Raw genomic sequence first — 22761 nt, 5'->3', positions numbered from 1 at the left:
GGGCATTTACTGCTGTTATAACGCGGCCAATTGACCCCAAACCGTTTTCATGCTGAATCTTAAGCGCGCTTCGTCTTCGTGAAGGGCTACGCAAATTTCATGCATGCGCCCCTCAGCGTAGCGCACGATTGACAGTGGCGCCCCTGCTGCATCGCGTAGCGTGTGTACAAATAACGCATCCCTTCCGGTCACTACTCCTGTATCGCCATTTGCCAGCTTCACCAGTGTCCCCGGCGGATACCGCCCGATCTGCTCAAGGAAATGTCGCGTCAACTCCGGATCGTGCCCGGCATCGCGTCGAAGAATGTCAAGCGTAACCGGCGGCAGCATCGATCTCCGATAGTTGCGGGCTGAAACGCACGCGCAGTAGCGATCCGCCAGTCCGATCAACCTGGCGTTGGCGGAAATTGCATTTTCAGGTCGCCCCTCCGGGCACCCACTCCTGGCGTCGTTTTCATGATGATGCATCACGCACACCAGCCAGTCTTCGTCCGTTACGCCGGCCTCTCGCAGCAGCGCCACGCTCTGGCTCGGATGTCGCCGCACGATTTCCCGCTCGTCCGGCGTCAGCGCGGACGACCGGTTCTGAAAGGTTTCAATCTGCCGCATCATGCCGACATTCATCGTCAGCGATGCCGCCGCGATGACCAGCACTTCCTCAGGCGGCCTGCCCATCGCCTGGGCCACCACGCAGGCAATCACCGCCGTGTCGACGCAATGCCGCACGGCGTAACGCCCGGCAATCTGATTGAGGAGAACGGAAGCGACGGCAACGTCAGCGGACAGCGCACAGGCCGCCGCCAGTTCATGCGCCAGCTGACGCAGCGCCCGGTCGGCGTCGCTGTAGGCGGACAGCCCCGACAATACCCGGTCCAGCTGTGCGGTGACCAGGTTCAGCGTGCGCAGCACCGAGACCGGTGCGATGGGAGGGTTTGCTGTCGTCATACATAGCTTGGCAAGCCGGTCCAGCGCGAGCCGCAACGTTTCGTCTTTTTTGCAAAGCAGAACCGCGATGCCCGGTTCCGTCCCCTGGCTGATGAACGCCGATACAGGTATCGCGGCGACCTCGACTTCACCCGTCAGCCATTCGGCAAAGTCCGCTTTCAGTATAGAGGAGATTGCTTCGACTTTGACGCATCAATACAGATGCCGTCGGCTGGCAGCAACGTGATGCGGGCTCCTTGAGTCCGGCGCGGAGAAAATCGGTCTACATGTCATTACACCATGCTATTCTCGCTGCTGCCCTAGCGCTTAAAACTATGGAAATGAAAATGGTGAGCAATCTGGCAGCAGTGATTTTCGCTTTTCTCACTTTAGCTGTTGTGGTTTTTCAGGTTGCCTTGGTATTCGGTGCTCCCTGGGGAGAGTTCACGCTTGGCGGTACCTGATTATGTTCTTGCCTCAGCCTTTCCCAGCACCATCCATTTTGGACACGGTCTCGTCTGTGCCATGGCGACTGCCAGTCGCGGGACCATGGCGGCCATATCAGCGCGGCGATTGAAGCGGTATTGGACCTCGGCGAGATAGCGCCGGGCGTACTTCGCAAATTTAAACGCGTGATGAGTTCCGGACAAGGCTGTTTTCAGGTCAGCAGGGTCGCCTTAGTTCTGACGAGTGAACATAATCAGGTGGCGGTAAATATCCTGGAAAGCTTCCACGCCCGATCCGCATCGTATCGATCTTCTCCGCGATCCTGCTCATCGCTTTTGCAGCGATCGTTTTGGCACGCGCGGGAATAGCGTTCAAATCCATTCGAGAATCTTCGCATTGGATGGTGTGGGGCGTTATCGGTTATTGCGCGATCGGTACCGTATTAAACCTGAACTCTCCGAGTCGACCCGAGCGGTCGCTGTGGTCTCCGGTCGTGATCCTCATGCTATTGAGCAGCCTGATCGTCAGTGCGTCATAAGGATGTGCCGATTTAGGATCTCCCGAACCTCACCAATCGAAAGAAAACATCATGGCGACAACGCTCGTATGGCTCGGTAATGGGCCACGCATGGGAGCAACTCTCATCGCAGTCAGCGCCGCAATCGTTTAACTGATGGGCTCGGTCCACCTGGCCTACACGTTTTTCTCGCGCAAATTTCACTGCCGCGACCCCGCGGTCAACGTGGCGATGCAGTCGGGGGCGCCGCGCATCTCGGCCGATACGAGCATGTGGCGGGCCTGGACGGGCTTTAACGCCAGTCACAGCTTGGGCGCGATGCTGTTCGGCCTGGTGTACCTGCAACTGGCGCTGGCACACTCGGCCTTGCTGGCCCACGGCTCCTATTTCGCGCTGCTCGGCGCCGCCTTGCTCGTCGCGTATGCAGTTCTGGCCTGGCGCTACTGGTTCCGCGTGCCGCTGGTCGGCATCACGCTCGCGCTCGGCGCCTACATTGTCGGCCTGCTGTTGTTAGGCTAGCCCGGCAGACCGGCGTTTTACAGCTCGGCCAGCCGCTCCAGCGCGAGCCGCAAGGTCTCGTCTTTTTTCGCAAAGCAGAACCGCACGATGCCCGATTCCGTCGCCTGGCTATAGAACGCGGATACGGGAATCGCGGCGACCTTCACGTCGCGCGTCAGCCATTCGGCAAAGTCCGCTTCCGGCATCGACGAGATGGCGTCGTATCTGACGCACTGGAAGTAGGTGCCGTCAGCCGGCAGCAAGGTAAAGCGGCTGCCCTGGAGGCCGTCGCGGAACAGGTCGCGCTTGCGCTGGTAAAACGCGGCCAGCTCGAGGTAGGGCGCCGGATCGGACATATACTTGGCGATGCCGTGCTGCATCGGCGTGTTCACCGTGAAGACGTAATACTGGTGCACCTTGCGGAACTCGGCCATCAGCGCTGCCGGCGCCGCCACGTAGCCGATCTTCCAGCCGGTGACGTGATACGTCTTGCCGAAGCTCGACACGACGAAGGCGCGCTCGGCCAGTTCCGGATAGCGGCACACGGACTCATGCACCGCGCCGTCGTACACCATGTGCTCGTAGACTTCGTCCGACAGCAGCAAAATGTCGGTGCCGCGCACGATCGCGGCCAGGGTGTCGATGTCGGCGCGCCGCAGCACGGACCCAGTCGGGTTGTGCGGCGAGTTGATGACGATGAGCCGCGTGCGCGGGCCGGCAGCGGCCGCAACCTTGTCCCACGGGATGCTGTAGCCGTCCTCGCCGACCTGCATCGACACCGGCACCATGACGCCGCCGGCCAGCTCGATGGCCGGCGCGTAGGCGTCGTACGCTGGCTCGATGACGATCACCTCGTCGCCAGGATGCACGCAGCACAGGATCGCGGTGGTGATTGCCTGGGTGGCGCCGGCCGTCACCGTGACTTCGCTGGCCGCATCGTAGCTGCGCCCATACAGCGCGCTGATCTTGCTGGAAATTGCCTCGCGCAGCTGCGGCACGCCGGCCATCGCCGGATACTGGTTATGGCCGGCGCGCATGGCGTCTGCCACCATGCCGGGCAGCGCCGGGTCGCATTCAAAATCGGGAAAGCCCTGGCCCAGGTTGACCGCGCCGTGCTCGTTGGCCAGCGCCGACATCCGGGTGAAGATCGTGGTGCCGACCGCCGGCAGTTTGGTGCGAAGAACGGGTGTCGTCATGATGGGCGAATGCGTAGTGTCGATACGGCTATTCTAGCGCAGCGCCGGCCTGCGCCTTGACCCATGCCTCGGGCAGCATGATGCGAAACAAACCGGCCTGGACGGTCTTGCGCGCCAGCTTCAGCAGCGCCTTGTCCTTGGTGATGAGCACGGCGGCCTGGCTGTCGCGCGCTACCTCGAGAAATTTCTGGTCGTCGCGGTCAGTGCACAACGGCAGGCGCACCGGGCTGGCAGCCGGCGCCACCACCTTGACCAGCGCGTCGAAGCGGGCGGCGGCCACGGGCCGGCTGTCGTCGTCGAGCGGCAGGTGGGAGTAGTGCAGAACGATGTTGTATTCGTCGCGGCAATCGGCGCGCGTCACGGCCTCGACGGCGCCGCTCTCGAGCGCGGCGAGCAGGCTGGCCCAGCGCGGGTCGTTAAACACCAGCAGGTCGAGGCAGACATTGGTATCGATGACGATGCGTTCGGCTGGTACGGGTATCATGTCGGCAATTCTAATTTGTTGGATATTGATCGAATCTTATGCTGATTGTCTTGTCGCCTGCAAAATCCCTCGACTTTGAAAGCCGCCCCACCACCAAACTGACCACCACCCCCGACATGCTGGAGCGTTCCGGCGCGCTGATCGACGTGCTGCGCGGCTATTCGCCGGGCCAGATCGCCGACCTGATGAAGCTGTCCGATCCGCTGGCCATGCTCAACGTGGCGCGCTACGCGACCTGGTCGCCGGAGCCGAAGGATGCGCGCCAGGCGATCATGGCCTTCAATGGCGACGTCTACCATGGCTTCGACGCCCGCACGCTCAAGCCGAAGGCGCTGGCCTTTGCCCAGACGCACATGCGCATCCTGTCCGGACTGTATGGCGTGCTGCGCCCGTTCGACCTGATCCATCCGCACCGGCTGGAGATGGGCACGCGCTTGCCGACCGCAGGCGCCAAGGACCTGTACAGTTTCTGGGGCGACAGCGTGACGGAGCGGCTCAACGAGGCGATCGCCGCGAACGGCGCCGAAACGCTGGTCAACCTGGCGTCCGAAGAGTACTTCAAGTCGGTCAGGCCGAAGCTGTTGCCGGTGCCGGTGGTGAACCCGGTGTTCGAAGACTGGAAAGATGGCAAGTACAAGATTATTTCGTTCTATGCGAAGCGGGCGCGCGGGATGATGGCGCGCTACGCGGCGGAGAAGGGGATCGTGGACGCGCAGAAGCTGAAGCGCTTCAAGGTTGACGGGTACGCGTTCAGCAAGCGCGATTCGACCGACAGCGACTGGGTATTCCGCCGCAAGCTCTGAGCTAGTCGCCCAGCCTGCGACATAAAACTTCACGTCATCCCCGCTGCGCGAGGATGACGTGTGCTTAATCCGCCTTCTTCGCCCAGAAATTCCACCACGCCTGATGCTTCGCATTCGGGTTCAGGAAGCGGCTGTTCGGGTAGTTCTTCAGGAACACGCGGCGCGCATCGTCGCGCAGATCAGGCATGTCGAGCTTGTCATACGCGCGCACCATCAGGAACAGCGCCTCTTCGCGCGCAGGCGCGTCGGTGAAATCGGCCACCGCGCCCTGCGCCCGGTTCAGCGCGGCCAGGTAGGCGCCGCGGCGGAAGTAGTAATTGGCCACGTGCACTTCATACTGCGCCATCGCATTGACCAGATAGCTCATGCGCGCGATCGCGTCCGGCGCGTATTTGCTGTTCGGGAACTTGTCGACCAGCGCCTTGAACGCGGCGAACGATTCACGCGTCGCCTTCGGATCGCGCTCGGTCGGATCCTGCGAATAAATCGCCGAGATGAAACCGATCTGGTCGTTGAACGTAATCAGGCCGCGCAGGTAGTACATGTAGTCGGCCGCCGGATGGTTCGGGTGCAGCTTGATGAAGCGCTCCACCGCCGCCAGCGCCTGTGCCTGGTCTTGCGACTTGTAATGGGCGTAAGCAATTTCCATCTGCGCCTGGGTCGCGTAGGTGCCGAACGGATAGCTCGACTCGAGCCGCTCGAACAGCTTGACGGCAGCCTCGTAGTGGCCGCCCGCCATTTCCTCGCGCGCCTCAGCGTATAATTTCGTTACCGACCAATTTTTGGTCTCGTCGGTTTTTTCCGGCAGTAAGCCGCAAGCTGACAAACTAAGCAGTGCGAACGAAGCAACAAACAGAGATAATTTTTTTTGCATGACTTTTTGCAAGAGAGTATTTACCGAGATTCAACGAAAGGCTGATTATAGCCGATGGGACTGCTGTGATATTAACTCCAACGCCGAATTCGGCGGATTTACCTTTAGACCCTGATGTTGAAGACGAGATCGACGCCGACTTCGCGTCCCTCGAGCCAGGCATCGACCTGTCGCCGATTACCCTCGAACTGACCCCGGAAGCGTGCGGCCACCGCCTCGACAAGGTCATCGCCGGCCTGGTGCCGCAATTTTCGCGCAGCCGCTTGCAACTGTGGTTCGATGCCGGCCACGTCATGGTCGACGGCAAGCCGGCGCGCGGCAAGGATACCGCGTATGGCGACGAAACGGTAGTCATCACACCGCAGAGCGCGCCGGAAGACGCCGCCTATACGCCGGAACAAATTGAACTCAACATCGTCTTCGAAGACGAACACATCCTCGTTATCAACAAGCCGGCCGGGCTGGTCGTCCATCCTGGCGCCGGCAACTGGTCGGGCACCTTGCTCAACGGCCTGCTGTTTCATGCGCCGCAGCTGGCCGGCGTGCCGCGCGCCGGCATCGTCCACCGCCTCGACAAGGATACGAGCGGCCTGATGGTGGTCGGCAAGACGCTGGCTGCGCAGACCGACCTGGTGCGCCAGCTGGCCGCGCGCAGCGTCAAGCGCGAGTATTTCGCGCTCGTGTGGGGCACGCCGCGCATCAGCGGCACCATCGACGCGCCGATGGGGCGCCACCCGAAGGACCGCGTCAAGATGGCGGTGTCGAGCAGTTTCTCGGCCAAGCCGGCCATCACGCACTTCCAGCTGATCGGCAGCGGCCTGCTCGACCGCCGCCCGGTCAGCCTGGTGCAGTGCCAGCTCGAAACTGGCCGCACCCACCAGATCCGCGTGCACATGCAGCACCTCGGCTTCGCGCTGGTCGGCGACTCGGTGTACGGCAAGCAGCACCTGGTGCCGGTGTTCCCGCGCCAGGCGCTGCAGGCGCGCCGGCTCGGCCTGGTCCATCCGGCCACCGGCGAGGAGTGCGAATGGATCGTGCCGCTGGCCGACGATTTCGCCGAACTGATCGAAAAGGCCGGCATCCCCGAGCCCGACCTGGTGACATGGACGCCGGACTGATCCGACCGGAGTGGCCGGACGCGCCGGCCAATGTCGGTGCGCTGGCCACCACGCGCCAGCGCGGCAACAGCTGCGGCCCGTATGACGACGGCGCCGGCGGCGGCGGCCTCAATCTGGGCATGCATGTCGGCGACGACCCGGACACGGTTCGGCGCAACCGCGCGTTGGTGGCGGCCGAACTGCCCGGCCCGCCTGCGTGGATTTCGCAGGTGCACGGCGTCGCCGTGGTCGACGCTGCCAGCGTGCAGCCGGGCCAGCCGGTGCGCGTGGGCGACGCCAGCATTGCCACCGCGCCTGGCGTCGTGTGCGCCGTGATGACCGCCGATTGCCTGCCGGTGCTGTTTGCCGACCTGGCCGGCACGGTCGTTGGCGCCGCGCATGCCGGCTGGCGTGGGTTGGCCGCCGGCGTGCTCGGTGAAACGGTGGCCGCGATGCGCGCCGCCGGCGCCGGCGAGATTACTGCCTGGCTGGGGCCTGCGATCGGGCCGTCGCAGTTTGAAGTGGGCGCCGATGTGCTCGACAGTTTCCTGTCCGCGGCGCCAGGCGATGATGAAGCGGCGCAGGTGAGGGCGGCGTTTCAGCCGTTCGAAGGGCATGCCGGAAAGTATCTGGCCGACATGAACGCGCTGGCGCGCATGCTGCTGGCGCGCGATGGCGTCACGCGTGTGTGGGGTGGCAACTACTGCACCGCGACTTCGCGCGACCTGTTCTATTCCTACCGACGCGACGGCGTCACCGGCCGGCTCGCCAGCATGGTGTGGCTCAACGAACTGTGACGGGTCGGCGACTCCCGGTTTCTACTTGGGCTCGGGTCCCGGCTGCGTTGGCGTATCTGCACCAGGGGTTGACCCCTCCGCCTCGGCCGCCGCCATCTGGCGCATGCGCTCGCGCATGGCCGCCTCGTTTCGCAACCGTCTGGCCTTCGATCCTGACAGGTAGTACAGTATAGATAATGGCAACACACAGTAGAACAAAAAGGTCATAATTCCGGCGACCACCGAAGTTTCGGTCAGAGCCATCAGACCGACCACATAGATCCAAGCAACGGCGACAATCCACATACATTTCCTTCGGTAGAAATTGACATTGTAAACATTGGACGAACCATGAATATGCCCGATCCGCAAGCCATGACCAGCAACTGGATGAGCCAGTTTGCCGATCCCGCCACCTGGCAATCCTGGATGAAGCTTCCCGAGCCGGACATCAATCCGCTGGCCGGCATCCTGAAGGACGTCGGCGCCCACATCAACCCGGCCGCGCTGGACGCCATCAAGACCGACTACCTGCAAAAGGCCGCTGCATTATGGCAGGACATGGTCATGATGAAAACGCCGGAGCTAAATGACCGCCGCTTTGCCGCCCCCGAGTGGCAGGCCAATCCTTTGTCGGCCTACAGCGCCGCGTCCTACCTGCTGAACTCGCGCTTCCTGCTGGAGATGGCCGAAGCGGTCGAAGCGACCCCGCGCGACAAGCAGAAGATCCGCTTCGCCGTGCAGCAGATGGTCGACGCAATGTCGCCGGCCAACTTCCTCGCCACCAATCCGGAAGCGCAGCAGCACCTGATCGAGTCCAAGGGCGAGAGCCTGACCAAGGGCTTGACCAACATGCTGGCCGATTTGCAGAAGGGCCGCATCTCGCAGTCCGACGAGTCCGCTTTCGAGGTCGGCCGCAACGTGGCCACCACGCCCGGCCAGGTCGTCTTCGAGAACGCACTGTTCCAGCTGATTCAGTACGCACCGTCGACGGCGACCGTGCATGCGGTGCCGCTGGTGATGATTCCCCCTTGTATCAACAAGTTCTACATCCTCGACCTGCAGCCGGAAAATTCGGTGGTGCGCTACGCGGTGGAGCAGGGCAATTCGGTGTTCCTGGTGTCGTGGCGCAATCCCGGCAAGGAACTCGAGAACGTCACGTGGGACGACTACGTCGAAATGGGCGCCATTCAGGCGATCAATGTATCGCGCGCCATTTCCGGCAGCGCCAAGGTCAGCGTCTTCGGATTTTGCGTCGGCGGCACTATTGCCAGCTCGGCGCTGGCGGTGCTGGCCGCGCGCGGCGAGCAGCCGGCCGCCAGCCTGACGCTGCTGACGACCTTGCTCGACTACGAAGACACCGGCGTGCTCGACGTCTTCATCGACGAGAACCAGGTCGCCAAGCGGGAGAAGAGCCTGGCCAATGGCGGCCTGCTGCCGGGCAAGGACCTGGCGACGACGTTTTCATCGTTACGGCCAAACGACCTGGTGTGGAACTACGTGCAGTCGAACTACCTCAAGGGCAAGAACCCGGCGGCATTCGACCTGCTGTACTGGAACGCCGACAGCACCAATTTGCCGGGCCCCATGTTCACCTTCTACCTGCGCCAGATGTATCTCGAGAACAACCTGCGCATGCCGGGCAAGGTCGCCACCGCCGGCGTGAAGGTCGATCTTGGCGCCATCGACGCGCCGACCTTCATCTACGGTTCGCGCGACGACCACATCGTGCCGTGGACTGCCGCGTTCAAGTCGATGGGCTTGCTCAATCCCGGCAAGCCGAACAACAACCGCTTCGTGCTGGGCGCATCCGGCCACATTGCCGGCGTCATCAACCCGCACGCCAAAGGCAAGCGCAGCCACTGGATCGCCAAGGCCAAGCCGAACGGCAAAGGCGCGGCGGCCGATCCGGACGCCTGGCTGGCCGGGGCCACCGAGCTCAAGGGCAGCTGGTGGTCGGCCTGGGCCGCCTTCCTGGCCGAGCACGGCGGCAAGAATGTGAAGCCGCCTGCAAAACTTGGCAACAAGCAGTACGCGCCGATCGAAGCCGCGCCCGGCCGGTACGTCAAAGTCAGGGCCGAACAGGCGTGATGTGAATGGCAATGCTCGTTGCTCTGTATTTACGAGTAGTTGCGCTGCAATAAATGCTGCGTCTGCGCGCGCAACATGGTATTTTGATGAATACATGAACCTGCGATGGATGAAGCAGGCTGCCAGGAGCGGGCGACGCCCGCTTTTTCAAAGCAAGCGCTGCGGCGCAATAAGTGGAACTCGAGATGAGTAGTGCGAAAAAAAGTACCGAACGCCTGATCAAGAAATACCCTAACCGTCGGCTGTACGACACGCAGACCAGCTCGTACATCACGCTGACAGACGTAAAGCAATTGGTACTCGATGCGGACGAGTTCACCGTGGTCGACGCCAAATCGAGCGAGGACCTCACGCGCAGCATCCTGCTGCAGATCATCCTGGAAGAAGAGGCCAATGGCGCGCCGATGTTCTCCAGCGTGGTGCTGTCGCAAATCATCCGTTACTACGGCCACGCCATGCAGGGCATGATGGGTTCCTATCTCGAGAAAAACGTCCAGGCGTTTACTGACATCCAGGCCAAGTTCACCACCGGCCAGGCCGGCGGCTTCGAAGGCAAGCCGTTCAGCCCTGAAATGTGGACCCAGTTCATGAACGTCCAAGGCCCGATGATGCAAGGCATGATGAACAACTACGTCGACCAGAGCAAGAACCTGTTCGTGCAGATGCAGGAGCAGATGCAAGCGCAAAGCAAGAGCATCTTCGGCGCCTTCCCGTTCCCGCCCGTCGAAAAGAAGTAACCCGCAGCTACACCGGGGTGGCAAAACGGGGTCAGACCTAGGTCTGACCCCGTTTTGCCTTCCAGCCCGTCGGCGCGGTACAATGGCAGATTCGTCTGCCTGCGTCCCTCCCCATACCATGTCCGAACTTCGCCGTATTCCAATCGTCGCCGCACCCAATTCACTTGTTACCGCGCCCATGGCTGCTCCCAAGGTCGGCTTCGTTTCGCTCGGCTGCCCGAAGGCGCTGGTCGACTCGGAACAGATCCTGACCCAGCTGCGCGCCGAAGGTTATGAAACGGCCAAGTCGTACGAGGGCGCCGACCTCGTCATCGTCAACACCTGCGGCTTCATCGACGCCGCGGTGCAGGAGTCGCTCGACGCCATCGGCGAAGCGCTGGCGGAAAACGGCAGGGTCATCGTCACCGGCTGCCTCGGCGCCAAGAAGGACGCCGCCGGCGACGACATCATCATGAAGGTGCACCCGAAGGTGCTGGCAGTGACCGGCCCGCACGCGCTGGCCGAAGTGATGGACTCGGTCCACCTGCACCTGCCGAAACCGCACGAGCCGTTCTTCGACCTGGTGCCGTCGCAAGGCGTCAAGCTGACCCCGAAACACTACGCCTACCTGAAAATCTCCGAAGGCTGCAACCACCGCTGCAGCTTCTGCATCATCCCGTCGATGCGCGGCGACCTGGTGTCGCGTCCGATCGGCGACCTGATGATTGAAGCTGAGAACCTGTTCAAGGCCGGCGTCAAGGAATTGCTGGTCATCTCGCAGGACACCAGTGCCTACGGCGTCGACGTCAAGTTCCGCTCCGGCTTCTGGAACGGCCGCCCGGTCAAGACCCACATGACGCAGCTGGTCGAGGCGCTCGGCCAGCTCGCCGCGCAGTATGGCGCGTGGGTGCGCCTGCATTACGTCTACCCGTACCCGCACGTCGACCAGGTCATTCCGATGATGAGCGGCGGCCACGTGCTGCCTTACCTCGACATCCCGATGCAGCACGCCCACCCGGACGTCTTGAAGCGCATGAAGCGCCCGGCCAGCGGCGAGAAGAACCTCGACCGCATCCAGGCATGGCGCGCGATGAACCCGGACCTGACGATTCGCTCCACTTTCATCGCCGGCTTCCCCGGCGAGACCGAGACCGAATTCGAATATCTGCTCGACTTCCTGAAGGAAGCGCAGATCGACCGCCTCGGCTGCTTCGCCTATTCGCCCGTCGAAGGCGCGACCGCCAACCTGCTCGATAACCCGGTGCCGGAACAGCTGCGCGAAGAGCGTCGCGCCCGCGTCATGCTGCTGCAGGAAGAGATCTCCGCCAAGCGCCTGCAGGCCAAGGTCGGCAAGAGCGTGCGCGTGCTGATCGACGAAGTCAACGCCCGCGAAGCGGTTGGCCGCTCGTCGGCCGATGCGCCTGAAATCGACGGCGTGGTCCACATCAAGCGCTCGCTCATGCCGGGCAAGAAGCTGGTGGTCGGAGAATTCGCCGATGTCGTCGTCACCGCCGCCGACGCGCACGACCTGTGGGCCTCGGTGGCTTGACCATGGCGAAGAAGTCCGCGCAAACGACGCTGATCCACAGCGACTACGCAGCTCCCGAAGGCTTCAGCGCATTCCCGACCGCGATCCACCACGCCTCGACGGTCCTGTTCAAGGACGTCGAGGCCATGCGCTCGGGCGAGTGGAAAGAGAAAAACGCCTATACCTACGGCCTGCACGGCACGCCGACCACGTTCACGCTGGAAGCGCGGCTGGCCGAAATCGAAGGCGGCAGCTTCTGCCTGCTGGCGCCGAGCGGCCTGGCGGCGATCGCCATGGTCGACTTCGCGCTGCTCAAGACCGGCGACGATGTGCTCCTGCCGGACAACGTCTACAATCCGAACCGCGAGCTGGGCACCTGGCTCACGCGCGACTTCGGCATCACGGCGCGCTATTACGATCCGCTGATCGGCGCCGGCATCGGCGCCATGATCCAGGCGAACACGAAGCTGATCTGGACCGAGGCGCCTGGCTCGGTGTCGATGGAAGTGCCGGACCTGCCGGCGATCTGCAAGGCGGCGCACGACAAGGGCGTGCTGGTCGCACTCGACAACACCTGGTCGGCCGGCCTCGCGCTGCGCGGCTTTGACCGTGGCGTCGACATCATCATGCAAGCGCTGACGAAGTACCAGTCGGGCGGCTCGGACGTGTTGATGGGCGCGCTGATCACGCGCGACCGCGCGTTGAACGACCGGCTGGCGCTGGCCCACATGCGGCTGGGGATGGGCGTCAGTCCCGACGACGCCTACCTCGTCATGCGCGGCCTGCCGAGCATGAAGCTGCGCTTCGAAGCGCACGACGCCAGTGCACGCAAAGTGGCCACCTGGCTGAAGGCGCGCCCGGAAGTCGCCCGGGTGCTGCACCCGGCGTTCGCCGATTGCCCCGGCCACGACATCTGGCAGCGTGACTTCAGCGGCGCCGGCGGCTTGTTCTCGGTGGTGTTCGACGCCAGGTACACGGAAGCGCAGACCGACCGCTTCGTCGACCAGCTGGAGTTGTTTGGACTCGGTTACAGCTGGGGCGGCGCCAACAGCCTGGTGATGCCGTACCGGATCCAGGCAATGCGCAGCGGCTGGAGCGATGGCGGGGTGCTGGTGCGCTTCAACATCGGCCTCGAAGACACCGTCGACCTGATCGCCGACATCGAGCAAGCCTTCAGCGCGCTGTAGGTCTGGGGTCAGGTCTGGGGTCTGACCCCACGGGGTCAGACCCGGTGTAGCCGCCGCAGTACCCCCGACGTCAAACCGGTGGCCCGCTAACGAAAAACCGTTGGTTCACGGTTCGTTACTCGCCACCGCCCGAATCGCCTTCGCCAGCTCCCCCGACGAAAACTTCGCGACATACGCATCGGCCCCGACGTTGCGCACATGCTCCTCGTTGGTCGTCCCCGACAGCGAAGAATGAATCACCACCGGCAGGTTATTGAAGCGCGCGCTTTTCTTGATGCTGCGGGTGAGCGTGAAGCCATCCATCTCGGGCATCTCCAGGTCCGTCAGCACCAGCGCCACCTTGTCGTAGACGGTCTTGCCCTCGGCCTCGGCCTGGTTGGCGATGGCGTGCAGCTGGTCCCACGCTTCCTTGCCGGTCTTGGTCATAATGAACGGCACGCCGACCGCATCGAGGCCCTGTTCGATCAGCGCGCGCGCCACCACCGAGTCGTCCGCGGCCAGCACCACCGCGCCGGGCTTGAGCTTGATCGCCGGGCCGATCGTGCCGGGGTTGACGTCTGGCCGGTCGGTCGGCGTCATGTTGCGCAGGATGGTTTCGAGGTCGAGTACTTGTGCCAGCCGGCCGCCATCGTCGTCGAGCCGCGCGATGCTCGTCACCAGGCCGCCGTTGCCGGCGCTTTGCTCGGCCGACAGCACGCGGCTCCAGTCGAGCCGCACGATCTCTTCCACCGATTCGACGGCGAACGCTTGCGTGGTGCGCGCAAATTCGGTGACCAGCATGATATTGAGTCCAGTTTTGGGCACGCAGCCGGCAATTGCCGGCAGGTCGAGCACCTGGATGATCGCGCCGCGCAGGTTGACGACGCCGAGCACGTGCGGCATCGAACCGGCGATCGCGGTAATTTCCGGCATTGCGACAATCTCGCGGATCTTGAAGACGTTGATGCCGAACAGTTCGCTACGTTCGCCGTTGTGGTCGCCACCGAGGCGGAACAGCAACAGTTCGAACTTGTTGGTGCCTGCCAGGTTGCTGCGCTCGTCGACTTCCTGCTGCACTGATTTCATGTCGCTCGTCCTCGTGTCGTGAATGTCCTTTGGGACAGTAATTCAGCAAGGCAATGAACACCTTGCTGAAAATCATCACGAGGTGGGGCGATCAGACTGGCATCGGGCGGTTGTTGTTGAGGTCGACGAAGCCGCGGATCAGGCGATAGGCCTTCCACACCCAGGCGCCGACCCACACCAGCCAAGCCACCGGAATGCCGATGATGGTGACGAACAGCGCGCCGCCGACCACCATCCACAGCACGTAATACCAGAACGAGCGGATCATCCAGGTATGGTGGCTGTAGACGAGCGTGCCTTCGGTGTACGGGCGTTTGACGTAGTTGATGATCACCGGAATGATTGACAGCATGCCAAGCGAGAAGAAGAAGGTCAGCGCATGGGCGATGTACATCAGCCGGGCAAATTGTTTGGCGTCTTCGCTGTTAGTGTCTAATACCAATTGCTGCGACATGGTCTCTCCTTTGATGGCTATTCGACAATTGTAACAGGACTGCTTAACGTTTCGACATGGCAGCCGTACGGATCTACCTGGCGCCGTTCGCCTGCGCCCAGGCGACGATGCTGCCGGCATCCATGGCGCCGGCCTGGCGCGCGATTTCCTTACCGTTGAGGAACAGCGCCAATGTCGGGATGCTGCGGATGTTGTAGCGCGACCCCAGCTCCTGCGCCTGCTCGGTATCGACCTTCAGCAGGCGCATTTTCGGCTCGAGCTTTTGCGCCGCCTGGTTGTAGGCCGGCGCCATCATCTTGCACGGGCCGCACCACGGCGCCCAGAAGTCGACCAGCACCGGGATGTCGTTGCGCCCGATGTGCTTGGCAAAGCGCGCACCGTCGACGTCGAGCGGCTTGGCCACGAACAGTCCCTTTGCGCACTTGCCGCACACGGGCTGGTCGGCCAGGCGCTCGGCGCTGAGCCGGTTCACCGCGTCGCAGTGCGGACATACTACGTGTACAGGGTCGCTCATCGATGCCTCCATCATGCTGGTGTGATCGCTATTGTAAGACCAGCGGCGCGCACTGTGCGTTCCGTTCGGCGCCCAGCCGTGGCCAAACGTGCCAGGGGGAAGTTTTCTTCTGTCGTAAAATTTAACGATGTCCTTCACTGACAACCAACTTAAGCACCCGCTGCTGGTCGAACCCGGCCGGGCGCTGATCGGCTGCGCCGGCTGGACCATCCCGCGCGAGAACAAACCGTCGTTTTCCGACGAGGGCAGCCACCTCGAACGCTACGCCGCGACCTTTCCTATCGTTGAAATCAACTCGTGCTTTTACAAGCCGCACCGCGTGCAGACCTACGCGCGCTGGGCCGACAGCGTGCCCGAGCACTTCCGCTTTTCGGTCAAGCTGCCGCGCGCGATCACGCACGACGCCCGCCTGCTCGCGTGCCAGCCGCTGCTGCGCCAGTTCGCGCTCGAGGCGGGCGCGCTCGGCGAAAAGCTCGGCTGCGTGCTGATGCAGCTGCCACCCAAGTTCGAGTTCGACACTGCCCCGGCGGCCGATTTTCTGAAGCTGCTGAAGCAGTCGTTTGGCTGCATGGTCGCGTGCGAGGCGCGCCATCCGAGCTGGTTTGGCGACGAGGCCACCCATCTGCTGGCCGACCATGACATCACGCGCGTGATCGCCGATCCGGCCAAGGGCCAAGACGGGCCGCCCGTGCCGACCACCGCCGATATGTACGTGCGGCTGCACGGTTCACCGCGCATCTACTATTCGTCGTATGAGCCGCACTACATCGCCGAGCTGGCGGTCGACCTGCGGCTGCATACCGCGGCGGGGCGCACCGTGTGGGTCGTGTTCGATAATACGGCGGCGGGCGCGGCGACAACCAACGCGGTCGCGCTGCAGGATCTGCTGGGGCCGCGTTAACACCGGTGTCAGGTCTGACATTCGGACATTTCGTCTTCATGAAATGTTCGAATGTCAGACCTGACACCAGCTTTTAGTTTAGGAAATGTGCGAATGTCAGACCTGACACCAGCTTTTAACAGGGCAGGCTGGCGCGAGCGCTGACCCGCGGATACCCAATCGCGGCGGCCGCCGCTTGCGCTTCCGCCATCGACAGCTGGGGATTGAGGCTTTTGACGATCGCCGGCGTCAGCGGCGCCATGCCGTAGATATGGTCGATGCTGGCAATCGGCGGCTCGCATTCGAAGTAGTCGGTGGCGTAATCGTAGTAGCAGTCGGCCGGCGCGAGCAGGATCGACAGGTAGTCGACAGAGCCGTCGGCGCACTGCGTCAGGCCCGGTTCCGGGTGCGCGACCTTGGTCCAGGCGTGGTCGCCGCTGCGGCGCCAGTAGAAGTAACTCACCGCGTCCATCGCGAACGACGGCTCGTGCAGAAAGGAGTTGAAGTCGGCGGGGACGCGGCGCTGCACTTCGCGCGCCAGTGCGCGCGTGTCGCTGTGCTCGAGCTCCTGCACGTATCCCTTCAATGCGGCGCCGCTGTCGGACAGGTGCAGGAACCAGTGGTCGCCATCGCCGTTGCGCATCGCGCCCATCTGCTCATCGTCGCCCCAGGCGGCGTCGAACGTGAAATAGCGGTACTCGAATTCGGGGCAGATCAGCGCGTCCAGCATGGCCAGCGCCATGGCCCTGTTGCCCAACGTACGCGGGTCGGGGAAGGACAAGGGGTCGAGCTGCATGGCGGCCTTTGGCGGTAGCACAAGTTGCGCGCAAGGCCGGAGCCGCGCGTCGTTTCACCGGGTTGAGGTGGAACAAGGAAGGACTATACTCCCACGAAAAACATTTCTGCCGCAATCACAATGTGTCGGCTATCGCCTCGGGCGCCCTGATCAGTTGTGCGCTCACAACGCAGTTGGCGAGAGTGCAAGCTCAAGTTGTTCGATCGAGATCGGCTTGGTGAAGTGATGCTGAAATCCGGCATCGAATGCGCGCTGGCGGTCGGCCGCGCTGCCGTATCCGGTCAGCGCGATGAGCGCTGTCGCCGGGTCGTCCTTCAAGGCCTTGGCGATCGCGTAGCCGTCCATGCCGGCCAGGCCGATGTCGATGATGGCGATCTCCGGCTGGCGCGCCTGCGCCAGCGCGATGCCTTGCGGGACGGTGGCAGCGGTGGCCACGTCGCACGACAGCAGTTCGAGCAGCGCCGCCATCATGTCGCGCGCGTCCTCGTTGTCTTCGATCAGCAGAACGCGGCGCAGCGCTGCGCTGCTTGAGGCGGCGTTCGCCGGCGCGCTGTGTGCCGGTTGCGCCAGCAGCGGCAGGCGCACCGTCACGCTGGCGCCTTTGCCGCTGCCGGCGCTGTCGATCGACACCGTCCCGCCGTGCATCTCCGCCAGCCGGCGTACCAGCGACAGGCCGATCCCGAGGCCGCCTTGCACGCGCTGCAGCGACTGCGCGCCCTGCACGAAAATCGTGAATACCTTCGGCAGCAGTTCGACCGCGATCCCCATGCCCGAATCGCGCACCACCAGTTCGGCCCAGCCGTCGGCGTGGCGCACGACGACGTCGACGCGTCCGCCGTCAGGGCTGTACTTGACGGCGTTGTCGAGGATGTTGTCGATGATCTGCACCAGCCGGGTGAGATCGGCATCGACGGTCGCCGCCACCGTATCGACGTGAAACTTGAAGTGCGCGGTGCGCGCGCCCGCCCGCAGCGTCTCGACGCAGCGCCGCGCCACTTCGCCCAGGTCGACCAGCGACTTGTCGAGCGTGAGCTTGCCCATCAGCGCGCGGTTCACTTCCAGCAGGTCGTCGACCAGCTTGCGCAGGTGATCGGTCTGGCGCCGCACCACGTTGCGCGCGCGCGCCAGCAGCGACGGGTCGACTTCGCGTTCGCTGTCGAGGATGTGCACGGCGCTGGCCACCGCCGACAGGGATTGCGCAGCTCGTGGCCCAGCATGGCGAGAAATTCGTCTTTCGCCGCATTCTGTTGTTCGGCGCGCGCGCATCCTTCTCGAGCACCAGCAACTGGTTGCGTTCCCGCTCGGCGGCCGCACGCGATTGCACTTCCTCCTGCAGGCGGTCGCCAGCTTCCAGGACGCCGCCGCCATCGCGATGAAAAGGCCGATGGCGATGGCGCCGATGCCGCGCCACACCGAGCTGTCAATCTCGGCCACCGGCGCGCCGACCATGATCGGGCACTCCGATCCGGCCATCCGCGTGTAGACGTCGGACACTTCAACCGCTTCCGCGGTGTCGTGGCGCAGTACGCCGGCCGCGGAGTTGGCGATCGCCTTCAGCAGTTCCGGTTTGGCCCTGGTGCCGACCTACGCGGCCGAGTTGAGGCTGCGTGCATTCACCGTGCCGGTCGAGTCGAGCACCATCACGCGCCAGCTCGGCGGAATCGCGTTGCCGGCGAACGAACGGTTGAAAAACGCCGGCGAGAACGCCTGCCCGATGATGTACTGTTCGCCCGAGCGCGACTTCATCGGCACTTCGACCATGACGAAATTGTTCTTCAGTTCAGCACCCCAGCGCATCCCCGAGACGTGCGCCTTGCCGATGGCGAGCAGGGTGGCCACCTGCTGCGGATCGGGCCTGATCGGCAGTTTTCCGCTGCCGAATGCGTGGCGCGTGTTGACCAGTTGCTCGCCGTTGCGGTCATACAGGATGATCCACGCGCCGCTGCCGGCATTGACCGCATGCGCTTCATCGTGGAGGCGCCGCAGGTCGCCGTCGGCCATGGCGCCGGAGCCGGCCAGTGCGCGCAGCACCGCTTCGGCGCGCCGCTTATCGCTGTCGATCACCATCGACGCCAGCCGCACGCTGCCCTGAATGCGTTCGATGGCCGAGTCGTGCTGGGCTTCGAGCAGTACCTTCAGGGCGATGGTGCAAAACACCGCCGCCGGCAGTACGATCGAAAAAGCCAGCAGCAGGTAGTAGGTACGCAGCTTCATGTATGCTGCGCGTCGATGATGGGCATGGCAAGAGCGTGGGGGCGCATGGGATCAGGCGCCAATTTTACAGCACTGGAAGTCGCTGGTGAAGGCGCTATCCGCGCTTTTCGAGCAGACGCGGGCCAAACATGACGGTCGCCAGAGCGGCCACCACCAGCGTCACACCGGCCCACTGCCAGGCGCTGACCGATTCGCCCAGCACCAGCATGCCGGAGCTGATGCCCACCACCGGCACCCCGAGGCTGAACGGCGCCACCCGGTTCAGCGCGTGCCGTTTCAGCAGCCCGGTCCACAGCGCATAGGCGAGGATGGTGGCGAACCAGCCCAGGTAGGCCAGCGACAGCCACGTCGACGGCGGCGCCGACGTCCATTGCCAGCGCGTGGCCGGCGCGTCGAACGCCAGCGACAGCAGGGCAAACGGGATGATCGGCACGAGCGAACTCCATACCATGAACGGCACCACCTCGAACTGCGGCGTGGCTTGCTGCGCGCGCCGCACGACGATGTTCGACGCCGCCCACATCGCCGCCGAGCCAAGCACCAGCACGAAGCCGGCCGCCGTGGTGCCGCCGGTGTCGGCGCCCGGCGCCAGGTAGTTCAGGGCGAAGCAGGTGATGCCGAGGGCGGCGATGAACAGGCCGGCCAGCAGCGAACGGCTGGCATGCTCGCGCAGCAGCACGAAGCCGAACAGCGCGGTGAAAAAGACCTGGGTTTGCATCAGCACCGATCCCAGCGCGGCCGACATGCCTACCTTCAGCGCCAGGAACAGGAAGCCGAACTGGCCGACGCCCTGGAACAGGCCATACAGGATCACCCACTTGGCCGGCAGCTGCGGGCGCGGCACGAACAGGATCAGCGGCAGCACCGCGAACAGGTAGCGGCCGGCGCCGAGCTGGAACGGCGTCATGTGATGCAAGGCATACTTCATGGCGATGAAGTTGGTGCCCCAGATCAGGACGACGCCCAGCGCGGCGAGGTAGTCGCGCAGGCTCAGCGGCGAGCCATTCACGCCTAGTGCGACTGTCCGCCGCCGAGGTAGGCGGCAATCACTTTCGGATCGGTCTTCAGGCTCTCGGCCGGTCCGTGCACGGAGATGTTGCCGTTCTCCAGCACGTAACCGTAGTCGGCCACATTCAGCGCGGCGGCGGCGAACTGCTCGACCAGCAGCATCGTCACGCCTTCGCTTTTCAGGCGCGTGATGATGCGGAAGACTTCCTCCACCAAAATCGGCGCCAGTCCCATCGACGGTTCGTCAAGCAGGATCACTTCCGGATTGAGCATCACCGCGCGCGCCATCGCCAGCATCTGCTGCTCGCCGCCCGACAGCGTGCCGGCCAGCTGGTGCTGGCGCTCCTTCAGGCGCGGGAACAGCTCCAGCGCCTTTTCCAGGTCGTGCTTGACGTCGCCTTTCGGGCGCGCCCGGGTAAACCGCGGGAAGGCGCCGAGCAGCAGGTTGTCCGTCACGCTCATGGTGGAGAACACGCGCCGCCCTTCCGGCGAATGGGCCAGGCCGCAGCGCGCGATCTTGTGCGACTCGAGGCCCGTGATGTCGCGACCGCCGAGGGTGACGGTTCCGCCCTTCGGCTTGATCATGCCGGAAATGGCGCGCATGGTCGTGGTCTTGCCGGCGCCGTTCGAGCCGATCAAGGTTACCAGCTTGCCCTTCGGGACTTCCAGCGAAATGCCGTGCAGGACTTCGACTTTGCCGTACGCAGCTTGGAGGTTTTCAATCTTTAACATGGCCGTCCTTTCAATGCGCCGCGACAGCGGGCGTGATGTCATCGCTGCTGCCGCCGAGGTAGGCTTCGATCACTTTCGGATCGCTCTGGACCGATGCGGGCGTGCCCTCGGCGATCTTCTGGCCGAAGTCGAGCACCGTGACGGTGTCGGAGATCGCCATCACCACATCCATGTGGTGCTCGATGAGGATGATGGTGATGCCGTGGTCGCGGATCTTGCGGATGATCGCCATCAGCTCCTTGATGTCGGGCGCGGTCAGGCCGGCGGCCGGCTCGTCGAGCAGCAGCAGGCGTGGATTGAGGCCCAGCGCGCGGCCGATTTCGAGCAGGCGCTGTTTGCCGTAAGGCAGATTGCGCGCTTCCTCGTTGGCAAGCGAACCAAGGCCGACGAATTCGAGGATGCTGGCGGCGCGCTGGCGTGCTTCGCGCTCTTCGCGCTTGTAGCGCGGCGAATGCACCATCACGTCGGCCACGTTCGAGTCGAACGTGTGGTGCAGGCCGACCAGTACGTTCTCGGTGGCGGTCATCTCGCCGAACAGCTGCACGTTCTGGAACGTGCGGGCGATGCCGCCGAGGGCGATTTCCGATGGCGTGCGGCCGGCAATCGCCACGCCGTCGAAATGGACCTGGCCGGCGGTCGGCTTGTAGATCCCGGTCAGCACGTTCATCATCGTGCTCTTGCCGGAACCGTTCGGGCCGATCAGGCCGTGCACCGAGCGCTCGGCCACGTTCAGGTCGACCATGTTGAGTGCCTTCAGGCCGCCGAACTGCATCAGCACCTTGTCCACCTTCAGCAAGGTGGCGCCGGCAGTGCCGGTCTTCATGCCGGCGAACGGATCGGCGTTGGCAGCTTCCACCGCCAGCGACTTGTCGTGCACCGCGCCGCGTCCGAGCATGCTGCGCACCCAGCCGACGATACCGTCCTGCAGGTAGTAGACGACGAACAGCGTCATCAGGCCGAAGATGGTCAGGCGCCAGTCGGTCACGCTTTCGAGCTTGTACGAGAACATCGCCATGCCGATGGTGGCCACCAGTGGCACCAGCGCGGTGCGCGGGTTGATGCGCTTGCGCGCGATGGCGATACCGGCGCCGATCGTGCCGAGCACCGCGGCGGTGACGGCGATCTGGCGGAACAGTTCAATGTCGGCCAGCAGGCTAGGCAGCATCACCACGATCAGCGCGCCGAGCAGCGAACCGGTGCGGCTCTTGCGCCCGCCCATGATCACCGCCAGCAGGAACAGGATGGTCAGCTCGAAGTTGTAGCTGCTCGGATTGATGTACTCCTCGGAATAGGAATACAAGCTGCCGGCAAGGCCGGCCAGGCCGGCGCTGATGACGAATGCGTAGACCTTGTAGCGGTACACCGACACGCCCATGCAGTCGGACGCGATCGGGCTGTCGCGCAGCGCTTCGAAGGCGCGCCCGAGGTGCGACTTGAGGATGCGGTGCACCAGCACGAGCGACACGAACATGAATGCGGCGACCATGTAGAAGTAGCCCACTTCATGCAGCTTGGCGCCCATGATGACGGGTTTGCCGATCTTGATGCCCATCGGGCCCTCGGTCAGCCAGGTCATCTCATTGATCAGGATCGCGATGATGGTGCCGAATGCCAGCGTGACCATCGCCAGGTAGGGGCCCGTCACGCGCAGCGCCGGTAACGCCAGGATCGCGCCGAACAGCGCCGTGCCGGCGATGCTGGCGGGGATGGCGAGGTACCAGGCCAGGCCGAATTTAAACACCAGCACGCCGGTGATGTACGAGCCGATGCCAAACAGGCCGGCGTGGCCGAGCGATACCTGGCCGGTGTAGCCGACCACGATGTCCAGGCCGAACAGCAGGATCGCGTAGATCAGCACCGTCTGCGCCAGGTGGACGTAGTACGGATTGGTGACCACTTGCGGGAACAGCGCCAGCGCGGCGGCACCGGCCACGCCAAGGAGTAGGGATTTCTTGTTCAT

Annotated in this window: 24 protein-coding genes and 1 pseudogene; 10 read left to right on the top strand and 15 right to left on the bottom strand. The window is 63.6% G+C overall.

From position 1 onward, the window contains the following. Window positions 1-15: 15 nt before the first annotated feature. Both ACP7DD_RS18520 and ACP7DD_RS18515 read right to left on the bottom strand, forming a co-directional pair. Window positions 16-945: an HD-GYP domain-containing protein gene (locus ACP7DD_RS18520; RefSeq protein ID WP_426176271.1), complete on the bottom strand. Its 930-nt coding sequence runs from the start codon at window positions 943-945 to the stop codon at window positions 16-18. Between the two features lie 443 nt (window positions 946-1388). Then, window positions 1389-1592: pseudogene (locus tag ACP7DD_RS18515) on the bottom strand (transposase); the annotation flags it as partial. Window positions 1593-2044: 452 nt separating this feature from the next. Here ACP7DD_RS18515 and ACP7DD_RS18510 point away from each other — a divergent pair. Then, on the top strand, window positions 2045-2407 hold the full coding sequence (locus tag ACP7DD_RS18510; protein WP_426176270.1) for an LIC_13387 family protein: 363 nt from the start codon (window positions 2045-2047) through the stop codon (window positions 2405-2407). A 17-nt stretch (window positions 2408-2424) separates the two neighbouring features. On the opposite strand, the gene ACP7DD_RS18505 is transcribed toward ACP7DD_RS18510, so the two are convergent. Beyond that, a complete protein-coding gene (locus ACP7DD_RS18505) occupies window positions 2425-3582 on the bottom strand; it encodes a pyridoxal phosphate-dependent aminotransferase (RefSeq protein ID WP_426176269.1) in 1158 nt (385 codons plus the stop codon). 28 nt (window positions 3583-3610) lie between these two features. Beyond that, window positions 3611-4066, bottom strand: coding sequence for a putative toxin-antitoxin system toxin component, PIN family (locus ACP7DD_RS18500; RefSeq protein WP_426176268.1), 456 nt, complete (start codon window positions 4064-4066; stop codon window positions 3611-3613). A 38-nt stretch (window positions 4067-4104) separates the two neighbouring features. On the opposite strand from ACP7DD_RS18500, the gene yaaA reads away from it, so the two are divergent. After that, window positions 4105-4869: a peroxide stress protein YaaA gene (yaaA, locus tag ACP7DD_RS18495; protein ID WP_426176267.1), complete on the top strand. Its 765-nt coding sequence runs from the start codon at window positions 4105-4107 to the stop codon at window positions 4867-4869. A 64-nt stretch (window positions 4870-4933) separates the two neighbouring features. Here the strand turns inward: yaaA and ACP7DD_RS18490 are convergent, their stop codons facing one another. Then, on the bottom strand, window positions 4934-5743 hold the full coding sequence (locus tag ACP7DD_RS18490; protein WP_426176266.1) for an outer membrane protein assembly factor BamD: 810 nt from the start codon (window positions 5741-5743) through the stop codon (window positions 4934-4936). Window positions 5744-5808: 65 nt separating this feature from the next. On the opposite strand from ACP7DD_RS18490, the gene ACP7DD_RS18485 reads away from it, so the two are divergent. After that, the gene (locus tag ACP7DD_RS18485) at window positions 5809-6861 is read left to right on the top strand and encodes an RluA family pseudouridine synthase (RefSeq protein ID WP_426176265.1); all 1053 of its coding nucleotides are present in this window, start codon (window positions 5809-5811) and stop codon (window positions 6859-6861) included. Continuing rightward, window positions 6846-7637: a peptidoglycan editing factor PgeF gene (gene pgeF, locus ACP7DD_RS18480; RefSeq protein WP_426176264.1), complete on the top strand. Its 792-nt coding sequence runs from the start codon at window positions 6846-6848 to the stop codon at window positions 7635-7637. The genes ACP7DD_RS18485 and pgeF overlap by 16 nt, the downstream gene beginning before the upstream one ends. 21 nt (window positions 7638-7658) lie before the next feature. On the opposite strand, the gene ACP7DD_RS18475 is transcribed toward pgeF, so the two are convergent. Continuing rightward, window positions 7659-7922, bottom strand: a complete 264-nt coding sequence (locus ACP7DD_RS18475) for a hypothetical protein (RefSeq protein WP_426176263.1) — start codon at window positions 7920-7922, stop codon at window positions 7659-7661. Between the two features lie 45 nt (window positions 7923-7967). Between ACP7DD_RS18475 and phaC the strand changes: the two genes are divergently transcribed. From phaC to ACP7DD_RS18455, 4 genes are all read left to right on the top strand, one after another. Then, window positions 7968-9707: a class I poly(R)-hydroxyalkanoic acid synthase gene (gene phaC / locus ACP7DD_RS18470; protein ID WP_426176262.1), complete on the top strand. Its 1740-nt coding sequence runs from the start codon at window positions 7968-7970 to the stop codon at window positions 9705-9707. Between the two features lie 185 nt (window positions 9708-9892). Then, window positions 9893-10444, top strand: a complete 552-nt coding sequence (gene phaR / locus ACP7DD_RS18465; RefSeq protein ID WP_099787868.1) for a polyhydroxyalkanoate synthesis repressor PhaR — start codon at window positions 9893-9895, stop codon at window positions 10442-10444. A 178-nt stretch (window positions 10445-10622) separates the two neighbouring features. Further along, entirely contained in the window at window positions 10623-11972 is a 1350-nt protein-coding gene (rimO, locus tag ACP7DD_RS18460; RefSeq protein WP_426176261.1) for a 30S ribosomal protein S12 methylthiotransferase RimO, read from the top strand. Window positions 11973-11974: 2 nt separating this feature from the next. Further along, window positions 11975-13138, top strand: a complete 1164-nt coding sequence (locus ACP7DD_RS18455) for a cystathionine beta-lyase (protein ID WP_426176260.1) — start codon at window positions 11975-11977, stop codon at window positions 13136-13138. 105 nt (window positions 13139-13243) lie between these two features. Here the strand turns inward: ACP7DD_RS18455 and ACP7DD_RS18450 are convergent, their stop codons facing one another. From ACP7DD_RS18450 to trxC, 3 genes are all read right to left on the bottom strand, one after another. After that, window positions 13244-14203, bottom strand: coding sequence for a chemotaxis protein (locus ACP7DD_RS18450; protein ID WP_426176259.1), 960 nt, complete (start codon window positions 14201-14203; stop codon window positions 13244-13246). 91 nt (window positions 14204-14294) lie between these two features. After that, window positions 14295-14657 (bottom strand): DUF4870 family protein, encoded by a 363-nt coding sequence (locus tag ACP7DD_RS18445; protein ID WP_426176258.1) that lies wholly within the window; start codon window positions 14655-14657, stop codon window positions 14295-14297. 73 nt (window positions 14658-14730) lie between these two features. Continuing rightward, window positions 14731-15171, bottom strand: coding sequence for a thioredoxin TrxC (gene trxC / locus ACP7DD_RS18440; RefSeq protein ID WP_426176257.1), 441 nt, complete (start codon window positions 15169-15171; stop codon window positions 14731-14733). Between the two features lie 127 nt (window positions 15172-15298). Here trxC and ACP7DD_RS18435 point away from each other — a divergent pair, with 127 nt between their 5' ends. Then, entirely contained in the window at window positions 15299-16072 is a 774-nt protein-coding gene (locus ACP7DD_RS18435) for a DUF72 domain-containing protein (protein ID WP_426176256.1), read from the top strand. Between the two features lie 115 nt (window positions 16073-16187). Here ACP7DD_RS18435 and ACP7DD_RS18430 read toward each other — a convergent pair whose 3' ends face one another. Together ACP7DD_RS18430 and ACP7DD_RS18425 are read right to left on the bottom strand one after the other, a co-directional pair. Continuing rightward, window positions 16188-16847 carry a hypothetical protein gene (locus ACP7DD_RS18430; protein WP_426176255.1) on the bottom strand — a complete coding sequence of 220 codons (660 nt, stop codon included), beginning with the start codon at window positions 16845-16847 and terminating at the stop codon, window positions 16188-16190. 162 nt (window positions 16848-17009) lie between these two features. Continuing rightward, the gene (locus ACP7DD_RS18425; protein WP_426176254.1) at window positions 17010-18017 is read right to left on the bottom strand and encodes a hybrid sensor histidine kinase/response regulator; all 1008 of its coding nucleotides are present in this window, start codon (window positions 18015-18017) and stop codon (window positions 17010-17012) included. Window positions 18018-18165: 148 nt separating this feature from the next. Here ACP7DD_RS18425 and ACP7DD_RS18420 point away from each other — a divergent pair, with 148 nt between their 5' ends. Next, window positions 18166-18330: a hypothetical protein gene (locus tag ACP7DD_RS18420; protein ID WP_426176253.1), complete on the top strand. Its 165-nt coding sequence runs from the start codon at window positions 18166-18168 to the stop codon at window positions 18328-18330. A gap of 101 nt (window positions 18331-18431) precedes the next feature. On the opposite strand, the gene ACP7DD_RS18415 is transcribed toward ACP7DD_RS18420, so the two are convergent. The 4 genes from ACP7DD_RS18415 to ACP7DD_RS18400 all read right to left on the bottom strand — a co-directional run bounded on the left by ACP7DD_RS18415 (window position 18432) and on the right by ACP7DD_RS18400 (window position 22761). After that, entirely contained in the window at window positions 18432-19061 is a 630-nt protein-coding gene (locus ACP7DD_RS18415; protein WP_426176252.1) for a hypothetical protein, read from the bottom strand. A gap of 94 nt (window positions 19062-19155) precedes the next feature. Next, on the bottom strand, window positions 19156-20055 hold the full coding sequence (locus ACP7DD_RS18410; protein WP_426176311.1) for an EamA family transporter: 900 nt from the start codon (window positions 20053-20055) through the stop codon (window positions 19156-19158). Between the two features lie 17 nt (window positions 20056-20072). Beyond that, complete coding sequence (locus ACP7DD_RS18405; protein ID WP_426176251.1) at window positions 20073-20801, bottom strand: ABC transporter ATP-binding protein; 729 nt, start codon at window positions 20799-20801, stop codon at window positions 20073-20075. Window positions 20802-20811: 10 nt separating this feature from the next. Next, complete coding sequence (locus ACP7DD_RS18400; protein WP_426176250.1) at window positions 20812-22761, bottom strand: ABC transporter permease subunit; 1950 nt, start codon at window positions 22759-22761, stop codon at window positions 20812-20814.

Source organism: Massilia sp. TWR1-2-2 (assembly GCF_049897565.1).
GTDB lineage: Bacteria > Pseudomonadota > Gammaproteobacteria > Burkholderiales > Burkholderiaceae_D > JAFCUW01.
This window is presented reverse-complemented; position numbering and strand designations above follow the sequence as displayed.

Coding starts and splice junctions, on each gene's coding strand:
- ACP7DD_RS18520 (WP_426176271.1), bottom strand. CDS start 945: ATGACGACAGCAAACCCTCCCATCGCACCGGTCTCGGTGCTGCGCACG.
- ACP7DD_RS18510 (WP_426176270.1), top strand. CDS start 2,045: ATGGGCTCGGTCCACCTGGCCTACACGTTTTTCTCGCGCAAATTTCAC.
- ACP7DD_RS18505 (WP_426176269.1), bottom strand. CDS start 3,582: ATGACGACACCCGTTCTTCGCACCAAACTGCCGGCGGTCGGCACCACG.
- ACP7DD_RS18500 (WP_426176268.1), bottom strand. CDS start 4,066: ATGATACCCGTACCAGCCGAACGCATCGTCATCGATACCAATGTCTGC.
- yaaA (WP_426176267.1), top strand. CDS start 4,105: ATGCTGATTGTCTTGTCGCCTGCAAAATCCCTCGACTTTGAAAGCCGC.
- ACP7DD_RS18490 (WP_426176266.1), bottom strand. CDS start 5,743: ATGCAAAAAAAATTATCTCTGTTTGTTGCTTCGTTCGCACTGCTTAGT.
- pgeF (WP_426176264.1), top strand. CDS start 6,846: ATGGACGCCGGACTGATCCGACCGGAGTGGCCGGACGCGCCGGCCAAT.
- ACP7DD_RS18475 (WP_426176263.1), bottom strand. CDS start 7,922: ATGTGGATTGTCGCCGTTGCTTGGATCTATGTGGTCGGTCTGATGGCT.
- phaC (WP_426176262.1), top strand. CDS start 7,968: ATGAATATGCCCGATCCGCAAGCCATGACCAGCAACTGGATGAGCCAG.
- phaR (WP_099787868.1), top strand. CDS start 9,893: ATGAGTAGTGCGAAAAAAAGTACCGAACGCCTGATCAAGAAATACCCT.
- rimO (WP_426176261.1), top strand. CDS start 10,623: ATGGCTGCTCCCAAGGTCGGCTTCGTTTCGCTCGGCTGCCCGAAGGCG.
- ACP7DD_RS18455 (WP_426176260.1), top strand. CDS start 11,975: ATGGCGAAGAAGTCCGCGCAAACGACGCTGATCCACAGCGACTACGCA.
- ACP7DD_RS18450 (WP_426176259.1), bottom strand. CDS start 14,203: ATGAAATCAGTGCAGCAGGAAGTCGACGAGCGCAGCAACCTGGCAGGC.
- ACP7DD_RS18445 (WP_426176258.1), bottom strand. CDS start 14,657: ATGTCGCAGCAATTGGTATTAGACACTAACAGCGAAGACGCCAAACAA.
- trxC (WP_426176257.1), bottom strand. CDS start 15,171: ATGAGCGACCCTGTACACGTAGTATGTCCGCACTGCGACGCGGTGAAC.
- ACP7DD_RS18435 (WP_426176256.1), top strand. CDS start 15,299: ATGTCCTTCACTGACAACCAACTTAAGCACCCGCTGCTGGTCGAACCC.
- ACP7DD_RS18430 (WP_426176255.1), bottom strand. CDS start 16,847: ATGCAGCTCGACCCCTTGTCCTTCCCCGACCCGCGTACGTTGGGCAAC.
- ACP7DD_RS18415 (WP_426176252.1), bottom strand. CDS start 19,061: ATGAAGCTGCGTACCTACTACCTGCTGCTGGCTTTTTCGATCGTACTG.
- ACP7DD_RS18405 (WP_426176251.1), bottom strand. CDS start 20,801: ATGTTAAAGATTGAAAACCTCCAAGCTGCGTACGGCAAAGTCGAAGTC.
- ACP7DD_RS18400 (WP_426176250.1), bottom strand. CDS start 22,761: ATGAACAAGAAATCCCTACTCCTTGGCGTGGCCGGTGCCGCCGCGCTG.